Raw genomic sequence first — 17692 nt, 5'->3', positions numbered from 1 at the left:
GCTGCCAAACGCATCGGCGTGGATGGCCTTCACCAGGCGCGACGACTCTCTCGTCATGGCTTAAGGGGGGTTCATGCCGCGAGTGCGGGAGCTGGAGGTCTTCCGGCTGGTCCTGCCGTACGGCGCGAGGTCGGAGAGCCTGCTCGTCAAGCTCACCGACCACGGCGGCATGACCGGCTGGGGCGAGGCCGTCTCGCCGGAGCCCAAGGCCTGGTCGCGGCTGGAGGAGTCGCTGGCCGCGCTGCTGATCGGCGTCGACTGGGAGCACCCCGACGCCGTGCCGAGCGGCGATCCGGCCGTCGACATGGCCTGCTGGGACCTGTGGACCAGGATGCGCGGCGTGCCGCTCGCGCACGCGATCGGCGGCACCCGCACCTCGGTGATGGCCACCGTGCGCCTGGCGCCCGACCCGTCCGTCGAGAGCCTGGTCGCCCGCGTCAACCAGCAGGTCTGCGCCGGTTACGGGCACGTCACCCTCGACATCAGGCCCGGCTGGGACGTCGAGCCCGTCCGCGCGGTGCGGCGCGCCTACCCCGCCCTGACCCTGGCCGTCGACGGCGGCAACGCCTACACCGACCGCGGCCAGCTCGTCGCCCTCGACTCCTACGGCCTGGAGGTCATCGAGCGGCCCTTCCCGCTCGGCGACGTGCACGCGCACGCCGCGCTCCAGGACGACGTGGCCGCCTCGGTCGCCGTCGAGGTGCGCTCGACCGCCGAGCTGGACGACTACCTGACCCTGCGCGCCGCCAGGGTGCTCCTGCTGCGCCCCACCGCCTTCCCGTCGTTGTCGGAGGCCCGGCGGGCGCACGACCGGGCCGCCGCCGCCGGCTGGGACATCCAGTGCGCGGGCGGCCAGGGGGCCGGCCTGGCCAGGGCGGCCACGGTGGCGGTCGCGAGCCTGCCCGGCTGCACGCTGCCGTGCGACGTCACCCAGCCGCCGAAGCAGAACCAGATCGTCACGCCGCTGGTGGGCGCGAACGCGGGCGTCATCGCCGTCCCGCTCACCCAGCCCGGCCTGGGCCACACGATCGACGAGACCCGCCTCGGCCGCCTGGCCAAGGAGTCCTTCCACGCATGACCGGCCCGCATGACTGCCCCGGAGATGCGATGACCGAGCGCGACCCCGACCCCGACGCCGACGTCAGGCGGCTGGCCGCCCGTCACGAGACGGTCGCCTTCGACGTGAGCGCGTCGGCCGTGCGCCTGGCCCGCGAGCGGTTCCCGGACAGCCCCGTCGACTATGTCACCGCCGACCTGCTCGACCCGCCCGCCGCCTGGCGGCACGCCTTCGAGCTGGTGGTGGAGATCATGACCGTGCAGGCACTCCCGGAGGAGCTGCACGCCCGCGCCACGAGAGCGTGGCCGGGTTCGTCCGGCCAGGGGGCACGCTGCTGGTGATCGCGTCCGGCCGCGAGGACGGCGGCCCGGTCGGCGCCCCGCCGCCCCCGCTGACCCCGCTGGGCCCGGCTCCCGCTACGCCGCCTCGTACAGCGTCTCCATGGCCAGCCGCTCGCGCACGGCCAGGTCGTACAGCAGCGCCCCCGCCTGGTCCAGCGGCTGCTGCCGTCCGGTCTCGCCGGCCTGGGCCAGCAGGTCGGCCACCTCGCTCCACTTGGGCGCCAGCGCCATGTACGCCTGGCAGGCCGTCTCCAGGGCCTTGCCAGGCGCGATCATCTGGGCCTCGGCCAGGAACTCGGTGTAGAGGTTGCGGAAGAACGCGCCGCCCGTGCCGCCCCGCTCCATGAGGTTGGCCGTACGCGTGAGCTGCGCGGTCGGCCCGCGCTCCAGCCAGGTGGGGATGAGCGCGGCGGCCTGCTCGATGCCCCGGTAGCCGACGTTCCTCATCGCCGGGTTGAGGAAGGCGGCGGCGGTGGACCGGACGGCCGTCCTGACGGCCTGCGGCAGGTCGGGCTCGGCGCACGGCCCCAGCGTGTACGACAGGTTGTGCGCCGTCATCGGCCCGGTCGCCGCGCGGGCCCGTTCGAGCGAGTCGAGCGGGACCCGGTTGCGGGTGCCGTGCTGGGCGGTGTCCACGAGGTGGGCGTGGCCCTCGTCGTAGCCGATCATCGCCACGTAGTGGCCGCCGAAGTGGTACGGCGTCCTGACGTAGTCGAGGTGGAAGCAGTCGAGCCGGATCCCGACGGGGGTGCCCTCGTCGAGATGCCGGCGGACGTTCGACCAGGCCGTGATGGGGGAGGAGGTCTCCTGCGTGTCCAGCGTGCACCCGAGCGCGGCGGCCAGCTTCTCGGTGAGCGCGTGCGGCTTGACCCGTCCGCCGATCAGCGGGACGTCCAGCGAGCCGCTGTCCCAGTAGATGAAGCTCAGCCCCTCACCCAGCCCGAACAGCATCGACTCCGACAGCTCCACGCCGGCGTGCCGCAGCAGCGCGCCGGCGGTGGTCGTCTCACAGTGACGCCCTTCGAAGGGCGGGGCCAGATCGATGAGCACAAGCCCAGTGTGCAGGATGACCTGCGGATTCACCCGCCGGGCGACCCGGCGTGCCACGGAAAACCGGTGGAAACACCCCGAGGTGCGCGCGGGATGATGGGCGCATGGACACCTTGGTCGCACCTCCTGCCCGCACGGGCGCCGAACGGCTGCCCGGCGGCCGCCTCCTGGGCTGGGCCGAGTGGGGGCCGGCGGACGGCAGGCCGGTGCTGCTCTCCCCGGGGGCCGCCACCAGCCGCCGGCTCGGCATGGGCGCGGCGGCCCCCGACGACCTCGGCGTGCGCCTGATCTCCCTGGACCGGCCCGGCCTGGGCGCCTCCACCCCCGCGCCGGGCCGCACGTTCGCCGCCTTCGCCGCCGACGTCGAGGTCTTCGCCGGGCTGCGCGGCCTCGGGCGTCCGGCGATGGTGGGCAACTCGCAGGGCGCGCCGTTCGCGCTCGCCTGCGCCGCCGCCGGAGTGACCGGCGCGCTGGCCCTGGTCTCGGCCGCCGACGAGGTGGCCGACCCGCGCTTCGCCGGCGCGCTGCCCGCCGAGCTGCGGCAGTTGACGGAGCTGTCCACGCACGACCCGCAGGCCGCCGAGCGGATCTTCGCGGGCTTCACCCCGCAGGCGATGTGGGACCTGGTGATGGGCGGCAGCCCGGCCTGCGACCTGGCCGTCTACCAGCGGCCCGAGTTCGCCGCCGGATACCGCGAGGCGCTGGGGGAGGCGTTCGCGCAGGGGCCGGCCGGTTACGCCCGCGACACCGTCCTGGCGATGGGCCGCTGGGACCTCGATCTGTCGTCGATCACGGCGCCGGTCGACGTCTGGTACGGCGAGCTCGACGCCACCCACTCGCCCGACCTGGGGGAGGGGCTGACCGCCCGCATCCCGGGAGCCGTGCGGCACGTCGTGCCCGGCGCCGGCGGCGCGCTGCTGTGGACGCACCCCCACCGGATCCTGCGCGCCCTCCTGGACCGCAGTCCCGCCTCAGCCGGCCGGTGAGTCCTGAGCGAAGGCGATCACCATGTACCGGCCGTTGGAGTAGCTGACCACCGGCCGGCCGAGCAGCTCGCCCACCTTGCGGGCGACCCCCTGGAACACCTCCACCAGCTCGGGGCTGTCGGCGCTCACCCTGAACCGCCCGTTCTCGGCGAGCTGCTGGGCCACGAGGGGGACGAAACCCGCCTCCGCCCGCACTCTCTCGTCGGCGTCGAGAGGGGTGCGCCGGACGGCGGGTGAGCTGCCGAGGGGGTGGGACATCGCGAATCTCCTCCAGATCTGCCGGTGCCCCCAGCATGCCACCCGTGGCCGGGTCACCGGGGCGTCCGGCTCAACCCGCTCCGCATCCCTCGGTGAGCCCCTTGGTCGGCGGCGCGGAGGGCTTGGCGGACTTCCCGGATGCGGGGCCGTCCGTGTCCGACGCGCTCGCCGACGCGCTTGCCGACGGGGCCGCCGACGGGGTCGCCGAGGCGGCGACGGCGGACGTGGCCGCGGCCGAGTCGCGCACGGCCTTGGCGGTCAGCCGGCGGATCTTGTCCCAGTCGGGGTAGCCGGTGCGGATCAGCGGCGGCACGAACTGCAGGCTCGTCACCTTCGCGTTCTTGACCTTGAGCGCGAGCGGCACCAGGTTCGTCAGCATCGAGCGCGGGATGTCGGTCCTGATCAGCTCCTTGGTGGCCAGCGCGATCCGGTTGAACCGGGCCAGCACGGTCGCCGGGTCGGCCTGGTCCAGCAGCGCGCCCAGCACGCAGCGCTGCCGCCGCATCCTGGTGTAGTCGTCGCTGAAGGTGCGCGAGCGGGCGTACCACATGGCGTCGGCGCCCTTGAGCTTCCTGGTGCCGGCCTTGACCAGACCCTCGTTGTACTTGCCGAACACCACGTCCTGCTCGACGGTGAGCGTGATGCCGCCGATGGCGTCGATGAGCCGGGCGAAGCCCCACATGTTGACCAGGGCGTACCAGTCGATCTGCAGGCCGAGGGTGTAGCCGATGGTGTCCATGAGCACCTGCGGGCCCTGCTGGCGGCGGCCGCCGAAGATCTCCGGGTGGGCGTCGGCGTACTCCCAGACGCTGTTGAGCAGGTCGCTGCGACCGCCGCCGGGGTCGGGCGGCAGGCGGAAACCGTCCGGGAACCGCTGGGCCATGGGCGTGCCGGGACGGAAGCGCACGTTCTCCAGGTTGCGCGGCAGGCTGACCAGCACGGTGTTGCCGGACTTCACGTCGATGCTGGCCACGTTCATGCTGTCGGTGCGCACGCCGGTGCGGTTGTCGTCGGCGTCGCCCCCGAGGAGCAGGATGTTGACCCGGTCCCGGCCGGCCCACGGGTCCTGCGGCGGCTCCTGCCCGGCCGGGACGGCGGGTTCGACCGGCTCGGGGCCGGTGAAGATGTCGCCGAGGGTCTGCTGGTACGTCCACACGTTCTGCGCGACCAGCCCGAACGGCACCACCACGGCGACGGCGAGCAGCCCCGCGAGGGTGCCGGCCAGGATCTGCCCGTTCTGCGGCAGCCGCCCTGGACGCAGCACCACGAAGGAGTGCACGATCACCGCGAACCAGGCGACGCCCAGCGCCGCGGCGCCGACGACGATCCCGGTCAGCCACGAGTCCTGGGTCAGCGAGCCCAGCAGGTTGTCGGACGTCAGCACCAGCGCCAGCAGCGCCAGCAGGCCGGCGAAGTAGCACGACAGCAGGATCAGGCCGGCCGTGCGCCGGCCGGCGCGCAGATGCGCGGCCCCGGGCGCCAGCGCCGACAGCGCCAGCCAGCCGAGGACCGCTCCCGCGCTCACCGGTTCCTTACCCTGCACGGCATCCCCGTTCCCCGAACTCCACCGTAACCCCCAGGCACGGACAGCGCGGGCAGCCTACGCATTGGATGCGAAATATGTCTTTATCGGAGGGTGAACATCGGTAACCGAATAAGATTCGGGTCATGGCCTTCTCCGAGATCGAGTACCACGTGGCCGATCGCGTCGCCACCATCACGCTGTCTCGCCCCGAGCGGCTCAACGCGTTCACGCTGACCATGCGCGCCGAGCTGATCAGCGCTTTCGACCTCGCCGACGCCGACGACGACGTGCGCGCGGTGGTGGTCACGGGGGCCGGGCGGGCCTTCTGCGCCGGGGCCGACCTGGGCGGCGGCGGGGGCACGTTCGGCCACCGGGCGGAGGCCGAGCTGGTCGAGGGCGCGCCGCGCGACGGCGGGGGCACGGTCGCGCTGCGGATCGCCGCCTCGCTCAAGCCCGTCATCGCCGCGATCAACGGCCCGGCGGTGGGCGTGGGCGTCACGATGACGCTGCCCATGGACGTCCGGCTGGCCGCCGAGAGCGCCAGGTTCGGGTTCGTGTTCGCCCGGCGCGGCATCGTCACGGAGGCGGCGTCGAGCTGGTTCCTGCCCCGGGTGGTCGGCATCTCCCGGGCCATGGAGTGGGCGGTGACCGGCCGCATCTTCCCCGCCGCCGAGGCGCTGGAGGGCCGCCTGGTCTCGCGGGTGCTGCCGGACGAGGAGCTGCTGCCCGCCGCGTACGCGCTGGGCCGCGAGATCGCCGACAACACCTCGGCCGTCTCCGTCGCCGCCGTGCGCAGGCTGATGTGGTCGGGCCTGTCGGCCGCCTCGCCGTGGGAGGCGCACGCCGCCGACTCCAGGCTCATGGCCGAACTCGGGGGCGCGGCCGACACGGTGGAGGGGGTGACGGCGTTCCTGGAGAAGCGTCCGGCCGACTTCCCGATGAAGGTGAGCACCGACCTTCCGCCTGGCGTCCCCACATGGCCGGACAATCCATATTCTGTCTGATATGTACGAGATCACCGTTCTCCCTATGCAGCCCGACTTCGAGGGCGAGGTCGTCGCGACCCTGATCTCCAGGAAGACCGGTTCGCGCAGGGCGGTGCTCTACGTCCACGGGTTCACCGACTACTTCTTCCAGGACCATCTGGCCGACCACTACGTCCAGCGCGGCATCGACTTCTACGCCCTCGACCTGCGCAAGTACGGCCGCTCACTGCTCCCGCACCAGACCAGGGGGCTGATCAGGAGCGTCACCGACCACTTCCCCGAGATCGACGAGGCAGTCCGCCTCATCCGCCGCGACCACGACGAGCTGACCGTCAACGCCCACTCCACCGGCGGCCTGATCGCCGCGCTGTGGGCCGACCGGGTCCGCGGCCGGGGCCTGGTGCAGGGGCTCGTGCTCAACAGCCCGTTCCTCGACCTCAACGTGCCGGCCCCGCTCCGGCTGGCCGCCGACCTGCTCAAGACCCCGATGTCCTACGTCCGGCGCCCGCTGCCCCTCGGCATCAGCACCGCCTACGGCCAGAGCCTGCACCGCACCGAACAGGGCGAATGGGACTACGACCTGGAGCTCAAGCCGCTGGTCGGGTTCTCCGTGCACGCCATGTGGCTGGCCGCCATCCGGCGGGCCCAGCGGCGGCTGCACCGCGGGCTGGGGGTGGACGTGCCGGTGCTCGTCCTCGCCTCCTCCACGGGCCTGCGGGTACGCGACTTCGTGCCCGAGGCCCGCTCGGCCGACATCGTGCTCGACCCCGAGCACATGGCCCGCTGGGCCACCTCCATCGGCCCCCACGTCACCTGCGTGCGGATCCAGGACGGCGTGCACGACCTGGTGCTGTCGGCCGAGCCCGCGCGCAAGCAGGTCTTCGCCGAGCTCGACCGCTGGATGAACGCCTACCAGGGCACTTCCTGACAGGCACTTCCTACCAGGCACTTCCTACCAGGGGAACGAGAACAGGCCGTAGTAGGCCGCCGCCACCAGCAGCAGCCCGGTGCCGCCGAGCACGCCGCCGATCGCCACGTACTGCCACCGGGTGGGCTGCATGCCCTCGCGCAGCGCCGACACGTACGCCGCCACCGCCGTGACCTCCTGGACCAGCATGAGCACGGCCAGCACGCGGACCACCAGCCAGCCCGCCAGCACGGCCGGCCAGGCGCCCGCCTGGTTCACCGAGAACAGCACCAGCAGCATGATGAACGCCACGACCGAGGCCAGCAGGCCGAGGCCCGTCCAGGCCATCCTGCGCAGCCTGCGCCTGATCGGCGGCCACAGCCGGGCGTTGGTCTCGACCGGCTGCCTGCCGTGGCCGCGCAGCCGCACGACCATCGCCGCCACCGGGCCGGCCACGTACCCGACGGCGGCCAGGCAGATGGTCAGCCCGAGCATCGTGCCGCCCGCGTACCAGGGGGCCGCGGGCACGTCGCTGGCCTCGAACCGCTGCACCGGCGTGCTGCCCGCCATGTGCGCCGACGGCCTGGCGGTGGCCGGCAGGCCGGTGATCCAGTTGGCCAGCGTCTCCAGGTAGCCCTTGGTGAACGGGCCGCCGTTGACCCGCATCGCGTGGTCGCCCTTGTCCATGAAGCGGATCGTGTACCGGTCGTTGCCCGCCTCGGTGAGCGCCGTGACCAGCGCCTTGGTGGACTCCACGAAGGGGATCGAGGGGTCGGTCGTGCCGTAGAACGCCAGGACCGGCTGCTTGACCTGACGTAAGGCCGGCATCGCGTCGTAACGCAGGAAGGTGAAGCCGACGCCGCCCATCGCCCTGGTCAGCAGGTCGCGGGCGCCGATGGGGGCGTGCAGCCGCAGCAGCTGCTCGTTCAGCGCCCAGGCGACCTGCCGCAGCGGCGAGACGTTCGGCGAGGAGACCAGCACCGCGAAGCCCACCGCCGCGCTCTTGGCCGCCGCGATCGGCACTACCCAGCCGCCCTCGCTGACCCCCCACAGCCCGACGCGCGAGGCGTCCACCTCCGGCCGGGTGCGCAGGTACTCCACCATGCGCAGGGCGTCGTCGGCCAGCAGCCCGAAGTCGCGGTCGCGGAAGTCGTAGCCGACCGTCCGCTTGTCGAAGGCGATCGTCGCCACGCCCGCCCTGGCCAGGAACTCCGCCTGCGGCGTGAACTCCGTCCGCGACCCGTTGCCCGACCCCGACACGAACACCATCGCCGGGTGCGGGCCGGGCGAGAGCGGCACGCGTAAGGTGCCCTCCAGGCGCTGGCCCTCGGCCGGCAGCGAGATCTCCTCCCGCCGCACGGCGGTGGCCGCCACCACCGGGCGCAGCTCGTCGGCCGGTTGCGGGGGAATCGCGGCGAACGCCGGATCCGCCTTCAGCGGCGGCGGGTCGAACGCGGGCGGCAACACGTAGCCGACCGACGCGAGAGCCACCAGCACCAGGCCGGCGGCGACGCTCAAGGTGCCACGGCCAGTGCGCATCGGCCTCCCCATGTGCGTTGGTTTGCCCGCTGATCATCCAGCCTACTCCCGGCTTCTGTGACAGGAGGGGCCGCATTTGTCGGTGAGAGATGTTAGCTTCCTGCGACATGCGGATCCTGCACACCTCCGACTGGCACCTCGGGCGCTCCTTCCATCGGGAGAGCCTGCTAGGGGCGCAGGCCGCGTTCGTCGACCACCTGGTCGAGACGGTGCGCGCCGAGCGGGTCGACGTCGTGGCCGTCTCCGGCGACGTCTACGACCGCGCCCTGCCGCCGGTCGACGCGGTGGCCCTGCTCTCCGACGCGCTGGCCCGCCTGCGCGCCGCCGGGGCGCGGGTGGTGCTGATCAGCGGCAACCACGACTCGGCGCTGCGCCTCGGGTTCGGGTCGGCGCTGTTCGAGTCCTCGGGGGTGCACGTCCGCACCGAGCCCGCGCAGTCGTGGGAGCCGGTGCTGGTCGGCGACGTCGCCTTCTACGGCATCCCCTACCTGGAGCCCGAGCTGGTGCGCACCCCCTGGCAGCTGCCCGACCGCGGCCACACCGCCGCCATCTCCCACGCGATGAGCCGCGTGCGCGCCGACGCCGTCCGCCACCGGGCCGCCGTCGTGCTGGCCCACTGCTTCGTGACCGGCGGGCAGGCCAGCGACAGCGAGCGCGACATCAGCGTGGGCGGCGTGTCCCACGTCCCCCTGTCGGCCTTCGACGGCGTCGACTACGTCGCGCTCGGCCACCTGCACGGGCGGCAGCGCATGTCCGAGACCGTGCGCTACTCCGGCTCCCCGCTGGCCTACTCCTTCTCCGAGACCGGCCACGTCAAGGGCTGCTGGCTGGTCACGCTCGGCTCGGGCGCGGAGTTCGTGCCCGCGCCCGTGCCCCGGCCGGTCGGGCGGCTCCGCGGCGACCTCGACGACCTGCTGACCCTGCCCGCCTTCGCCGCCTACGAAGACCACTGGCTGCAGATCACCCTGACCGACGCCGTCCGTCCCAAGCAGGCCATGGACCGGCTGCGGGCCCGCTTCCCGCACGCCCTGGCCCTGTCGTTCGAGCCGGTGGGCGCGGCGCCCGCCGCCGGGCCGGTGCGGGTCAGCGGGCGGCCCGAGACCGAGGTCGCCCTCGACTTCGTCCGCGAGGTGCGCGGTGAGCCCGCCGCGCCCGAGGAGGAGGACCTGCTGAGACAGGCGGTCGAGGCGTCGCGCGTGAAGGAGACGATGGCGTAGATGCGGCCTCACCGGCTCTCCCTCACGGCCTTCGGATCCTTCCCCGGCACCGAGACGGTCGACTTCGACGCCCTCACCGAGGCGGGCCTGTTCCTCATCCACGGGCCCACCGGGGCGGGCAAGACCACGATCCTCGACGCGCTCTGCTTCGCCCTCTACGGCGTCGTGCCCGGCCAGCGCAACAGCGCCCGGAGCCTGCGCTGCGACCACGCGCCCGCCGGCGCCGGCCCTTCGGTGACGCTGGAGGTCACGATCCGGGGCCGCTCGCTGCGCATCCGGCGCTCGCCTTCGTGGCAGCGTCCCAAGTTGCGCGGCACCGGGTTCACCGAGGAGAAGGCCAAGGTCGTCGTCGAGGAGCGCCGCGGGGAGGCCTGGCAGGGGCTCACGACCCGGCTCGACGAGGCGGGCGACCTGGTGGGCGGGCTGCTCGGGATGAACGCCGAGCAGTTCTGCCAGGTGGTGATGCTGCCGCAGGGCGACTTCGCCAAGTTCCTGCGCGCCGACGGCGACGACCGCGCCCGGCTGCTGGAGCGGCTGTTCACCGTCAAGGTGTTCACCCAGGCCGAGGCGTGGCTGGCCGAGCGGCGGCGGGTCACGGGGCGGGAGGAGCAGGAGCTGGGGCGCGAGGTCGCCTTCGCCGTCGAACGCCTCCAGGAAGCCGCCGGCCCTCTCCTCCCCTCGACGCCCCACCCCGCCGATTCCGCTCTCGCTTCCGGGCCGCAGCCTGCCGGGCCCGCCATCTCTTCCGCGCCGGAATCTGCCGGGCCCGTCCTCTCTGCCGCGCTGCCCCCCTCTGATCCCGCCCTTGCCGCCGCGTCGTCGCATCCGTCTGCGCTGGACGACGGGGGGCCGCCGTCGGCGGCGGAGGATCCGCTGGGATGGGCCGGTGCGTTGCTGGACGCGGCGCGGGCCGTCGTCCACCGGTGCGAGGAGCAGCACGCCGCCGCGGGCGACGCCGTACGCGCGGCGCGGTCGCGGTTCGAGCAGGCCGCCGCCCTCGCCGAACGCCGCCGCCGCCACGCCGAGGCCCTGACCCTGCGCCGCACCCTCGACGAGCGCGCCGACGAACGCGCCGACCTCCAGGCCGTCATCGACGACGCCGCCCGCGCCGACCGCGTGCTCCCGCTCATCACGGCCGCCGTGCAGCGCGCCGAGGCCGCCGCCAAGGCCCGCGCCATGGTCGCCGACGCCCTGGCCCGCGCCCGCCCCCTCCTTCCCCGCCGCCCCACGCCGAGTGCCGGGAGGCCGCCGGGCGTCGAAGGGGCGCCGGGCAGCGAAGGGGCGCCGGGCGTCGCTGGGCTGGCGGGCGTCGGATGGGCGTCGGGCGGCGGAGAGTCGCCGAGCGTCGGGAGGCCGCCGGGTATCGGAAGGGCGCCGGGCGGCGGAGGGGCGCCGGGGGGCGGGGAGCCGTCGGTGGAGGAGTTGGAGGGGCTGGAGCGGGAGCGTCGGGCCGAGTTGGCGCGGCTGTCCGAGCTGCTCACCGAGGAGGCCCGGCTGTCGGTCGTCCGGCGTGACCTGTCGCGGGTGGAGCAGGAGCTGGCCGAGCTGGTCAGCGCCGACGAGACCGTCGCCGCGCGGCTCGCCGTCCTGCCCGGCCTGGTCGCCGACGCCGAGAGCCGGCTCGCCGGCGCGCGGGTGGCCGCGGCGCGCATTCCGGCGGCCCAGGCCGTGCGCGACGCTGCCGCCGACCTGATCGACGTCGACCGGGAGCTCGCCATGCTGGCCGGTGAGCTGGAGGCGCTGGCGCAGCGCGAGGCCGAGGTGGCGGCGGCCGAGGCCGAGCTGCCCGCCCGGCTGGCCGCGGCGGGCGCCGCCCTGGCCGAGGTGCGCACCGAGGCGGCGGCCGTGCCCGCCGCCTCAGCGCGGCTCGACGCCGCCCGTTCTGTCCTGGAGGCCGCTCACCGCCGCGACGCCCTCGCCGCCGAGCTGGAGTCTGCCGCCGTCGCTCACCAGGTCCTGGTGGACCGCGCCCAGGAGACCCGCGAACGCTGGCTCGACCTGCGTCAGGCCAGGATCGACGGCATGGCGGCCGAGCTGGCCCGCGACCTGACCGACGGGCGTCCGTGCGCGGTGTGCGGCTCGGAGCACCACCCCGTGCCCGCCGCCCCGGCCCCCAGCGCGCCCTCGCCCGACGACGAGCACGCCGCCGAGACCGCCCACGAGGCGGCCGCCGCCGACCGGGAGGCCGCCGAACGTGCTCTGGCCTCGATCGAGTCCCGGCTCGCCGACGCCTCGGCGGCCACCGAGGGGCTGTCCGCCGACACCGCGGCCGATCGCGTGCTCGCGGCCGAGGAGGAACTGGACCGGCTGCGGTCGGCCGCCGAACGGGAGCCCGCTCTCGCCGACGCGCTCGACCGCCTCGAAGGCGAGCGCGACCACGTCCGCGACCGGGCCAGGGAGATCGCCGAGGCGCTCGCCGCCCACCACGCCCACCGAACCCGGCTCACCGCCGAACGCACCCGCCTCCACACCCGCCTCGCCCAGACCCTGCACCCCGAGGCCCTCCACTCCGAGACGCTGCACCCCGAGACCCTGGGCACCGAAACCGTGCACCCCGAGCGCGCTCTCGCGGGAGATTCCCTTCCGGGGACCGCGGGTGGCGCGGGCGGGGTCGACGGTGGGCGGGTGCTGGCCGCGGCCGAGGAGGAGTTGCGGCGGCTCGCCGCGGTGGCGGCCAAGGAAGCCGGGCTGGCGGCCGAGGTGGCCGCGCTCGGCCGCGAGCGGGCCGAGCTGGAGGAGCGCGGACGCCGCATCGCGGCGCGGGTGGCGGCCGGACGTACCAGACATGAGGAGCTGAGCGCGGACGCCGGGCGATTGGGCGCCCGGCTCGACGCGGCCCGGGGCGGCGACCCGACCCTGACGGCCCGCCTGTCCAGGCTCCACGACGAGGCCGAGCTGCTGCGCGAGGCGCTGGAGGCCACCCGGGCGGCGGTCGCGGCGGCCGCCGAGCTCGACGCCGCGGCCGAGGCGGCCCGGCGGGCGGCGGCCGAGGCAGGGTTCGCCGACGTGCGGGAGGCCGAGGATGCGTACCGGAGCCCGGCGGAGCGGGAGGGCAAGGCGGAGCTGCTGCGGCGGCTGGACGACCAGCACGCCGCCGTCACCGCCCTGCTCGCCGACCCCGAGCTGATCGCCGCGGCCGCCGAGCCGGCGCCGGACCTGGCGGCCGCCGAGGCCGGCAGGGACGCGGCGGAGGAGGCGCACACGCGGCTGGCGAGCGAGCGCGACCGCGCCGTGGCCAGAGCCGCCCGCCTCGCCGAGCTGCGCGAGGAGCTGGCCGCGCGCATCGAGCGGTGGCGTCCCGCGGCCGAGCGGCACCGGCTGGCCGAACGCATGGCGGCGCTGGCCTCGGGCACGTCCGGCGACAACCAGTGGAACATGAGCCTGACGTCGTTCGTGCTGGGGGAGCGGCTCCGGCAGGTGGTCGACGCCGCCAACGAGCGCCTCGACCACATGTCGTCCGGCCGCTACCTGCTCCGGCACGACCTGCGCAAGACCGCCGGATCCCGGGCGCGTTCCGGCGGCGGCCTGGGCCTGAAGGTGGCCGACGCCTGGACCGGGGTCGACCGCGACCCGGCGACCCTGTCGGGCGGCGAGAGCTTCATCACCTCGCTCGCGCTCGCGCTCGGCCTGGCCGACGTGGTCACGGCGGAGGCGGGCGGCGCGGAGGTCGGCACGCTGTTCGTGGACGAGGGCTTCGGCACCCTCGACGAGGACACCCTCGACGACGTCCTCGACATCCTCGACGGGCTGCGCGACGGCGGACGCGCGGTCGGCATCGTCAGCCACGTCGGCGAGCTGCGTACCCGCATCCCCGTGCAGCTCAAGGTGGGCAAGACCCGCAGGGGGTCCACCTTGGTCAGCTAGGCGACGGCGGGGTCGGGGTCCGCACGATCAGCTCGTACGGACCTTGGTCAGCTAGGCGGCGGCGCGGTCGAGGTCCGCACGATCAGCTCGTGGGGGAACAGCCGCCGCTCCGGCCGGGCCGCGGCCCCCGACAGCAGCAGCCGCCCGGCCGCTTCCCCGATCTCCTGCTTGGCCTGCCGGATGGTGGTGAGCCCCGCCTCCTGCGCCGCGCTGTCGGAGAACCCGACGACCGACAGCTCGCCCGGCACGTCGAGACCCAGGTCGGCGGCGGCGTCGAGGACGCCGAGGGCGAGCACGTCGGTGTTGGTCAGGATCGCCGTGGGCCGGGGGTCCAGCCGCAGCAGCGCGTGGCCGGCCTTCCTGCCCGCCTCCCGCGAGTTCCTGGCGACCTCGTAGAAGGGCACGTCGTCCCAGTCGAGGCCGGCGCGCTCGCAGGCCGCCTGGTAGCCGCCGCGCCGGGCGCGCATCGCCGCGAACACCGCGCTCTCCTGGCGGGCGCGGTCGGCCCAGCCGGTGTGGCCGTCGTCGTGCAGGCCGACCATGGCCACCGCGACCCGGCGGTGCCCGAGGCCGAGGACGTGCGCGGCGGCGGCGGCCCCGGCGGCGGGCTCGTCGATGCCGACGAAGGGGTGGCCGGGCACGTACGGCTCGTCGACCACCACGACGGGCAGCTTCCTGGCCAGCACCTCGGCCAGCGCCGGATGTCCGTCGGGCAGCGAGACCACGCAGAACGCGTCGACCACCGCGTCGCGCACGGTGTCGCTGCGCCGGTCGCCGTGCGGCAGCGGCAGGATGAGCAGGCCCACTCCCGCCTCCTCGGCCGCGGTGGCGAGCCCCTGGAAGAACCCGAGCGCGTACGGGTCGGCGAAGGCGTAGGCCAGCGTCTCGCTGAACAGCAGGCCGAGCGCGCCGGCGCGGCCGAGCCGGAGCGAGCGCGCCGTCGGGTTGGGGCCCGCGTAGCCGAGCTCGTCGGCCACCTCCAGGATGCGCCGCCGCAGCCCGTCGCTGAGCTGGTCGGGACGGGAGAAGGCGTACGACACGGTGGCGCGGGACACGCCGAGCCTGTCGGCGATCGTCTGCAGGGTGACCCTTGCCATCGTCCAACCGTATCGAACGGGCTTGCCGGTGCGTTCTTAATTGATTAAGGTCTTAATTGATTAAGGAGGAGAGAGATGGATGCCATGCAGGTTCTCGCGCACCGGACGGCGATGGGGTTCCGCGGCTCGCTCGACGCGGCCCTGCCGGGGGCGCCGCGCAGGCGGGATCCGGAGCGGGTCGCCGTACGGGCGCGCCTGGCCCACTCACTGCGCCGCACCGCCGACCGCCTCGACCCCACCTGCCCGCCCGCCCGGTACGGCGAGATCTGACCGGTCCCTTCTCGCGTGCCTGAGGGCAGCCCCGATGGCGGCACCCTGCCGGCCGCCCGGCCTGGACGCGCCCCGGCCGTTCAGGTGCGATCGTCGGCCGGGTGCGGCGAGGGGTGACCGGCCCTCGTGAGACCCGGCAGCGCCCGTTTCCTCGCCCCACCCCCATCGCCTGGCACCGGCTGCCCGCCGCCTGCCTCCGCCGGGGAGGGGGGCGGCAGGTTGGGCGGGTCGGGAGGCGGGGCGGCAGGTTGGTTGGGTCGGCTGATGGGGGCGGTTCCCTCTGGGCCGGCGGAGGCAGGAGCCGGTCAGGACGGCGTGAGGGGCGGGGCCGGTCCAGGTGTCACGTGCAGGGCCAGGTGGCAGGGGCACGGGAGCAGAGGCGGGTGGCAGGGGCACCGGGGCGGGGCATCGGGGCGGGGCAGGGGTACGGGGCAGGGGTACGGGGCAGGGATGGGTGGCAGAGGCGCACGGGCACGGGCGGGTGGCAGGGGAAAAGGTGGGGTCAGGGGAGGGTGGCTATCAGGTCGGGGATCGTGGTGGGGTCGTGGAAGAGGGTGGCGCCGAGGCCGGACAGGCGGGCGGGGGGCGTCAGGCCGCCCGCGAACGCCAGGCAGCGCATCCCCGCGCTCATCGCCGCCCGCACCCCGAACGGGCTGTCCTCGACCACCACGCACCCCTCCGGCGCGGCCCCCATCGTCGTCGCGGCGTGCAGGAACAGGTCGGGGGCCGGCTTGCCGCGGGCGACGTCCTCGGCGCTGAAGACGCGGCCGTCGAAACGCCGGGCGAGACCGGTCAGCTCCAGGCTGTTGCGGACGTTGGCGTGCCGGCCGTTGGAGGCCACGCAGTAGGGGATGTCCAGGCGGTCGAGGGCGGACTCGATGCCCTCGATGGCACGCAGTTCGGCCTCCATCGCGGCCAGGTACTCCCGGGTGATCTGGTCGTGCCAGCCCGGGGGCGTCTCGCCGACCTGCTCGTCCCAGTACTCGTTGCTGCAGCCGACGAAGCGCTCGGCGTACTCGCTCTCGTCGATCGTCCAGCCCAGGCGGCGCAGGGCGGCGGTGCCCACGCGTACCGAGATGCGCTCGCTGTCGACGAGCACCCCGTCACAGTCGAAGATGACCAGTTCCACGGCCAAGGTGCGGTCCTCCCAAAAGGCGACGTTTGCGGTCGAATCTATCGGGCGGCTGTGTGACATTGCGCAGGTGGTAGCGTCGTTGTATCGCTTGACAAGATGACAGTCCGGATTGTGAGACATGGAGTGAAGACCTCCCCCCGGGTCTCGGCACCCAGCACGACCAGGATCGCGGTGGCGAGCCTCATGGGCACCGCGATCGAGTTCTACGACTTCTACATCTACGGGACCGCCGCCGCGCTGGTGCTCAACACCGCGTTCTTCCCCGGCATGGACCCGGTGGCCGGCCGGCTGGCCGCGTTCTCGACGTTCGCGGTGGCGTTCGTGTCGCGCCCGCTCGGGTCGGCGGTGTTCGGTCACTGGGGCGACCGCGTCGGGCGCAAGTCGATGCTGGTCGTCTCGCTGCTGGTGATGGGCCTGTCCACGGTGGCGATCGGCCTGCTGCCGGGCTACGCGGCCATCGGCGTGGCCGCGCCCGTGCTGCTGGTGCTGCTCCGGTTCACCCAGGGCATCGGCCTCGGCGGCGAGTGGGGCGGCGCGGCGCTGCTGGCCACCGAGCACGCCCCGCCCGGCAGGCGCGGCCTGTACGCGATGTTCCCCCAGCTCGGCCCCGCGGCCGGGTTCATCGTGGCCAACGGGCTGTTCCTGATCCTCGGCGAGACGCTGACCGACGAGCAGTTCGGCGGCTGGGGCTGGCGGCTGCCGTTCGTGGCCAGCCTGCTCCTCGTGGTCGTCGGCCTGTACGTGCGGCTGCGGATCTCCGAGACGCCGGTCTTCCGGGCCGCCCTCGACCAGCGCCGCATCGCCAAGGTGCCGTTCGCCGGGCTGATGCGCCACCAGTGGCGGCGGGTGCTGCTCGCCGCCGGGGCGATGACCGTCGCCTACACGCTCTTCTACACCGCCACCACCTACTGCCTGTCCTACGGCACCGCCACCCTCGGCATCCCGAAGACCACCATGCTGATCCTCACCATGGTCGGCGTGCTGTTCATGGCGGCGGGCACGGTCGTCTCGGCGGTGGCCGGCGACCGGCTGGGCCGCCGCCGCACCCTGCTCGCCGGCACGGCCGTCGCCGTCGCGTGGGGGCTGGTGATGTTCCCGCTGATGGAGACCGGGTCGGTGGTCCTGGCCGGGGTGGCGCTGGCCGGCGCGCTCGGGCTGATGGGGCTGATCTTCGGGCCGATGGGGGCGTACCTGCCCGAGTTGTTCAGGACGGAGTTCCGCTACAGCGGCGCCTCGGTCGCCTACAGCCTCGGCGGCGTGCTGGGCGGGGCGGTGCCGCCGCTGGTCGCCACCAGCCTCCAGACCAGCGGCCTCGGCGTCATGGGCGTCGGCCTCTACGTCTCGGCGATGGCCCTGCTGAGCCTGCTCTGCCTGCTCGCCCTGCCGGAGACCGGCGACAGCTCACTCCGCTGATCCCGGGTTTCCGCTGTCACATCCGCGGGGGCTGTCCCGTCCTCCTG

Annotated in this window: 15 protein-coding genes; 9 read left to right on the top strand and 6 right to left on the bottom strand. The window is 74.2% G+C overall.

The annotated features are described in order from the left end of the window. Positions 1-73: 73 nt before the first annotated feature. Together ACIBST_RS28710 and ACIBST_RS28705 are read left to right on the top strand one after the other, a co-directional pair. Positions 74-1078 carry an enolase C-terminal domain-like protein gene (locus ACIBST_RS28710; protein WP_397176123.1) on the top strand — a complete coding sequence of 335 codons (1005 nt, stop codon included), beginning with the start codon at positions 74-76 and terminating at the stop codon, positions 1076-1078. Continuing rightward, entirely contained in the window at positions 1075-1398 is a 324-nt protein-coding gene (locus tag ACIBST_RS28705) for a hypothetical protein (protein WP_397176122.1), read from the top strand. The genes ACIBST_RS28710 and ACIBST_RS28705 overlap by 4 nt, the downstream gene beginning before the upstream one ends. 75 nt (positions 1399-1473) lie before the next feature. Here the strand turns inward: ACIBST_RS28705 and ACIBST_RS28700 are convergent, their stop codons facing one another. Then, on the bottom strand, positions 1474-2448 hold the full coding sequence (locus ACIBST_RS28700; protein WP_397176121.1) for a BtrH N-terminal domain-containing protein: 975 nt from the start codon (positions 2446-2448) through the stop codon (positions 1474-1476). 104 nt (positions 2449-2552) lie between these two features. Here ACIBST_RS28700 and ACIBST_RS28695 point away from each other — a divergent pair, with 104 nt between their 5' ends. After that, positions 2553-3434 (top strand): alpha/beta fold hydrolase, encoded by an 882-nt coding sequence (locus ACIBST_RS28695; protein WP_397176119.1) that lies wholly within the window; start codon positions 2553-2555, stop codon positions 3432-3434. Here ACIBST_RS28695 and ACIBST_RS28690 read toward each other — a convergent pair. Then, positions 3420-3692, bottom strand: a complete 273-nt coding sequence (locus ACIBST_RS28690; protein ID WP_397176117.1) for a hypothetical protein — start codon at positions 3690-3692, stop codon at positions 3420-3422. The genes ACIBST_RS28695 and ACIBST_RS28690 overlap by 15 nt on opposite strands. A gap of 70 nt (positions 3693-3762) precedes the next feature. Next, on the bottom strand, positions 3763-5235 hold the full coding sequence (locus ACIBST_RS28685) for an LCP family protein (RefSeq protein ID WP_397176115.1): 1473 nt from the start codon (positions 5233-5235) through the stop codon (positions 3763-3765). Between the two features lie 125 nt (positions 5236-5360). Here ACIBST_RS28685 and ACIBST_RS28680 point away from each other — a divergent pair, with 125 nt between their 5' ends. Both ACIBST_RS28680 and ACIBST_RS28675 read left to right on the top strand, forming a co-directional pair. After that, positions 5361-6221 (top strand): enoyl-CoA hydratase-related protein, encoded by an 861-nt coding sequence (locus tag ACIBST_RS28680; protein WP_397176113.1) that lies wholly within the window; start codon positions 5361-5363, stop codon positions 6219-6221. Position 6222: 1 nt separating this feature from the next. After that, positions 6223-7131, top strand: coding sequence for an alpha/beta hydrolase (locus ACIBST_RS28675; RefSeq protein WP_397176111.1), 909 nt, complete (start codon positions 6223-6225; stop codon positions 7129-7131). A gap of 24 nt (positions 7132-7155) precedes the next feature. On the opposite strand, the gene ACIBST_RS28670 is transcribed toward ACIBST_RS28675, so the two are convergent. Further along, positions 7156-8649: an alpha/beta hydrolase family protein gene (locus tag ACIBST_RS28670; protein WP_397176110.1), complete on the bottom strand. Its 1494-nt coding sequence runs from the start codon at positions 8647-8649 to the stop codon at positions 7156-7158. A 107-nt stretch (positions 8650-8756) separates the two neighbouring features. Between ACIBST_RS28670 and ACIBST_RS28665 the strand changes: the two genes are divergently transcribed. Continuing rightward, a complete protein-coding gene (locus ACIBST_RS28665; protein WP_397176108.1) occupies positions 8757-9866 on the top strand; it encodes an exonuclease SbcCD subunit D in 1110 nt (369 codons plus the stop codon). Further along, positions 9867-13730: an AAA family ATPase gene (locus ACIBST_RS28660; RefSeq protein WP_397176107.1), complete on the top strand. Its 3864-nt coding sequence runs from the start codon at positions 9867-9869 to the stop codon at positions 13728-13730. 47 nt (positions 13731-13777) lie between these two features. Here ACIBST_RS28660 and ACIBST_RS28655 read toward each other — a convergent pair whose 3' ends face one another. Then, a complete protein-coding gene (locus tag ACIBST_RS28655) occupies positions 13778-14827 on the bottom strand; it encodes a LacI family DNA-binding transcriptional regulator (protein WP_397176106.1) in 1050 nt (349 codons plus the stop codon). A 75-nt stretch (positions 14828-14902) separates the two neighbouring features. Here ACIBST_RS28655 and ACIBST_RS28650 point away from each other — a divergent pair, with 75 nt between their 5' ends. Beyond that, the gene (locus ACIBST_RS28650) at positions 14903-15097 is read left to right on the top strand and encodes a hypothetical protein (protein WP_397176104.1); all 195 of its coding nucleotides are present in this window, start codon (positions 14903-14905) and stop codon (positions 15095-15097) included. Positions 15098-15599: 502 nt separating this feature from the next. Here ACIBST_RS28650 and ACIBST_RS28645 read toward each other — a convergent pair. Then, on the bottom strand, positions 15600-16226 hold the full coding sequence (locus ACIBST_RS28645; protein ID WP_397176597.1) for an HAD family hydrolase: 627 nt from the start codon (positions 16224-16226) through the stop codon (positions 15600-15602). Between the two features lie 129 nt (positions 16227-16355). On the opposite strand from ACIBST_RS28645, the gene ACIBST_RS28640 reads away from it, so the two are divergent. Further along, a complete protein-coding gene (locus ACIBST_RS28640; protein ID WP_397176103.1) occupies positions 16356-17645 on the top strand; it encodes an MFS transporter in 1290 nt (429 codons plus the stop codon). Positions 17646-17692 lie beyond the last annotated feature (47 nt).

It is taken from the genome of Nonomuraea sp. NPDC049684, from assembly GCF_044465345.1.
GTDB lineage: Bacteria > Actinomycetota > Actinomycetes > Streptosporangiales > Streptosporangiaceae > Nonomuraea.
This window is presented reverse-complemented; position numbering and strand designations above follow the sequence as displayed.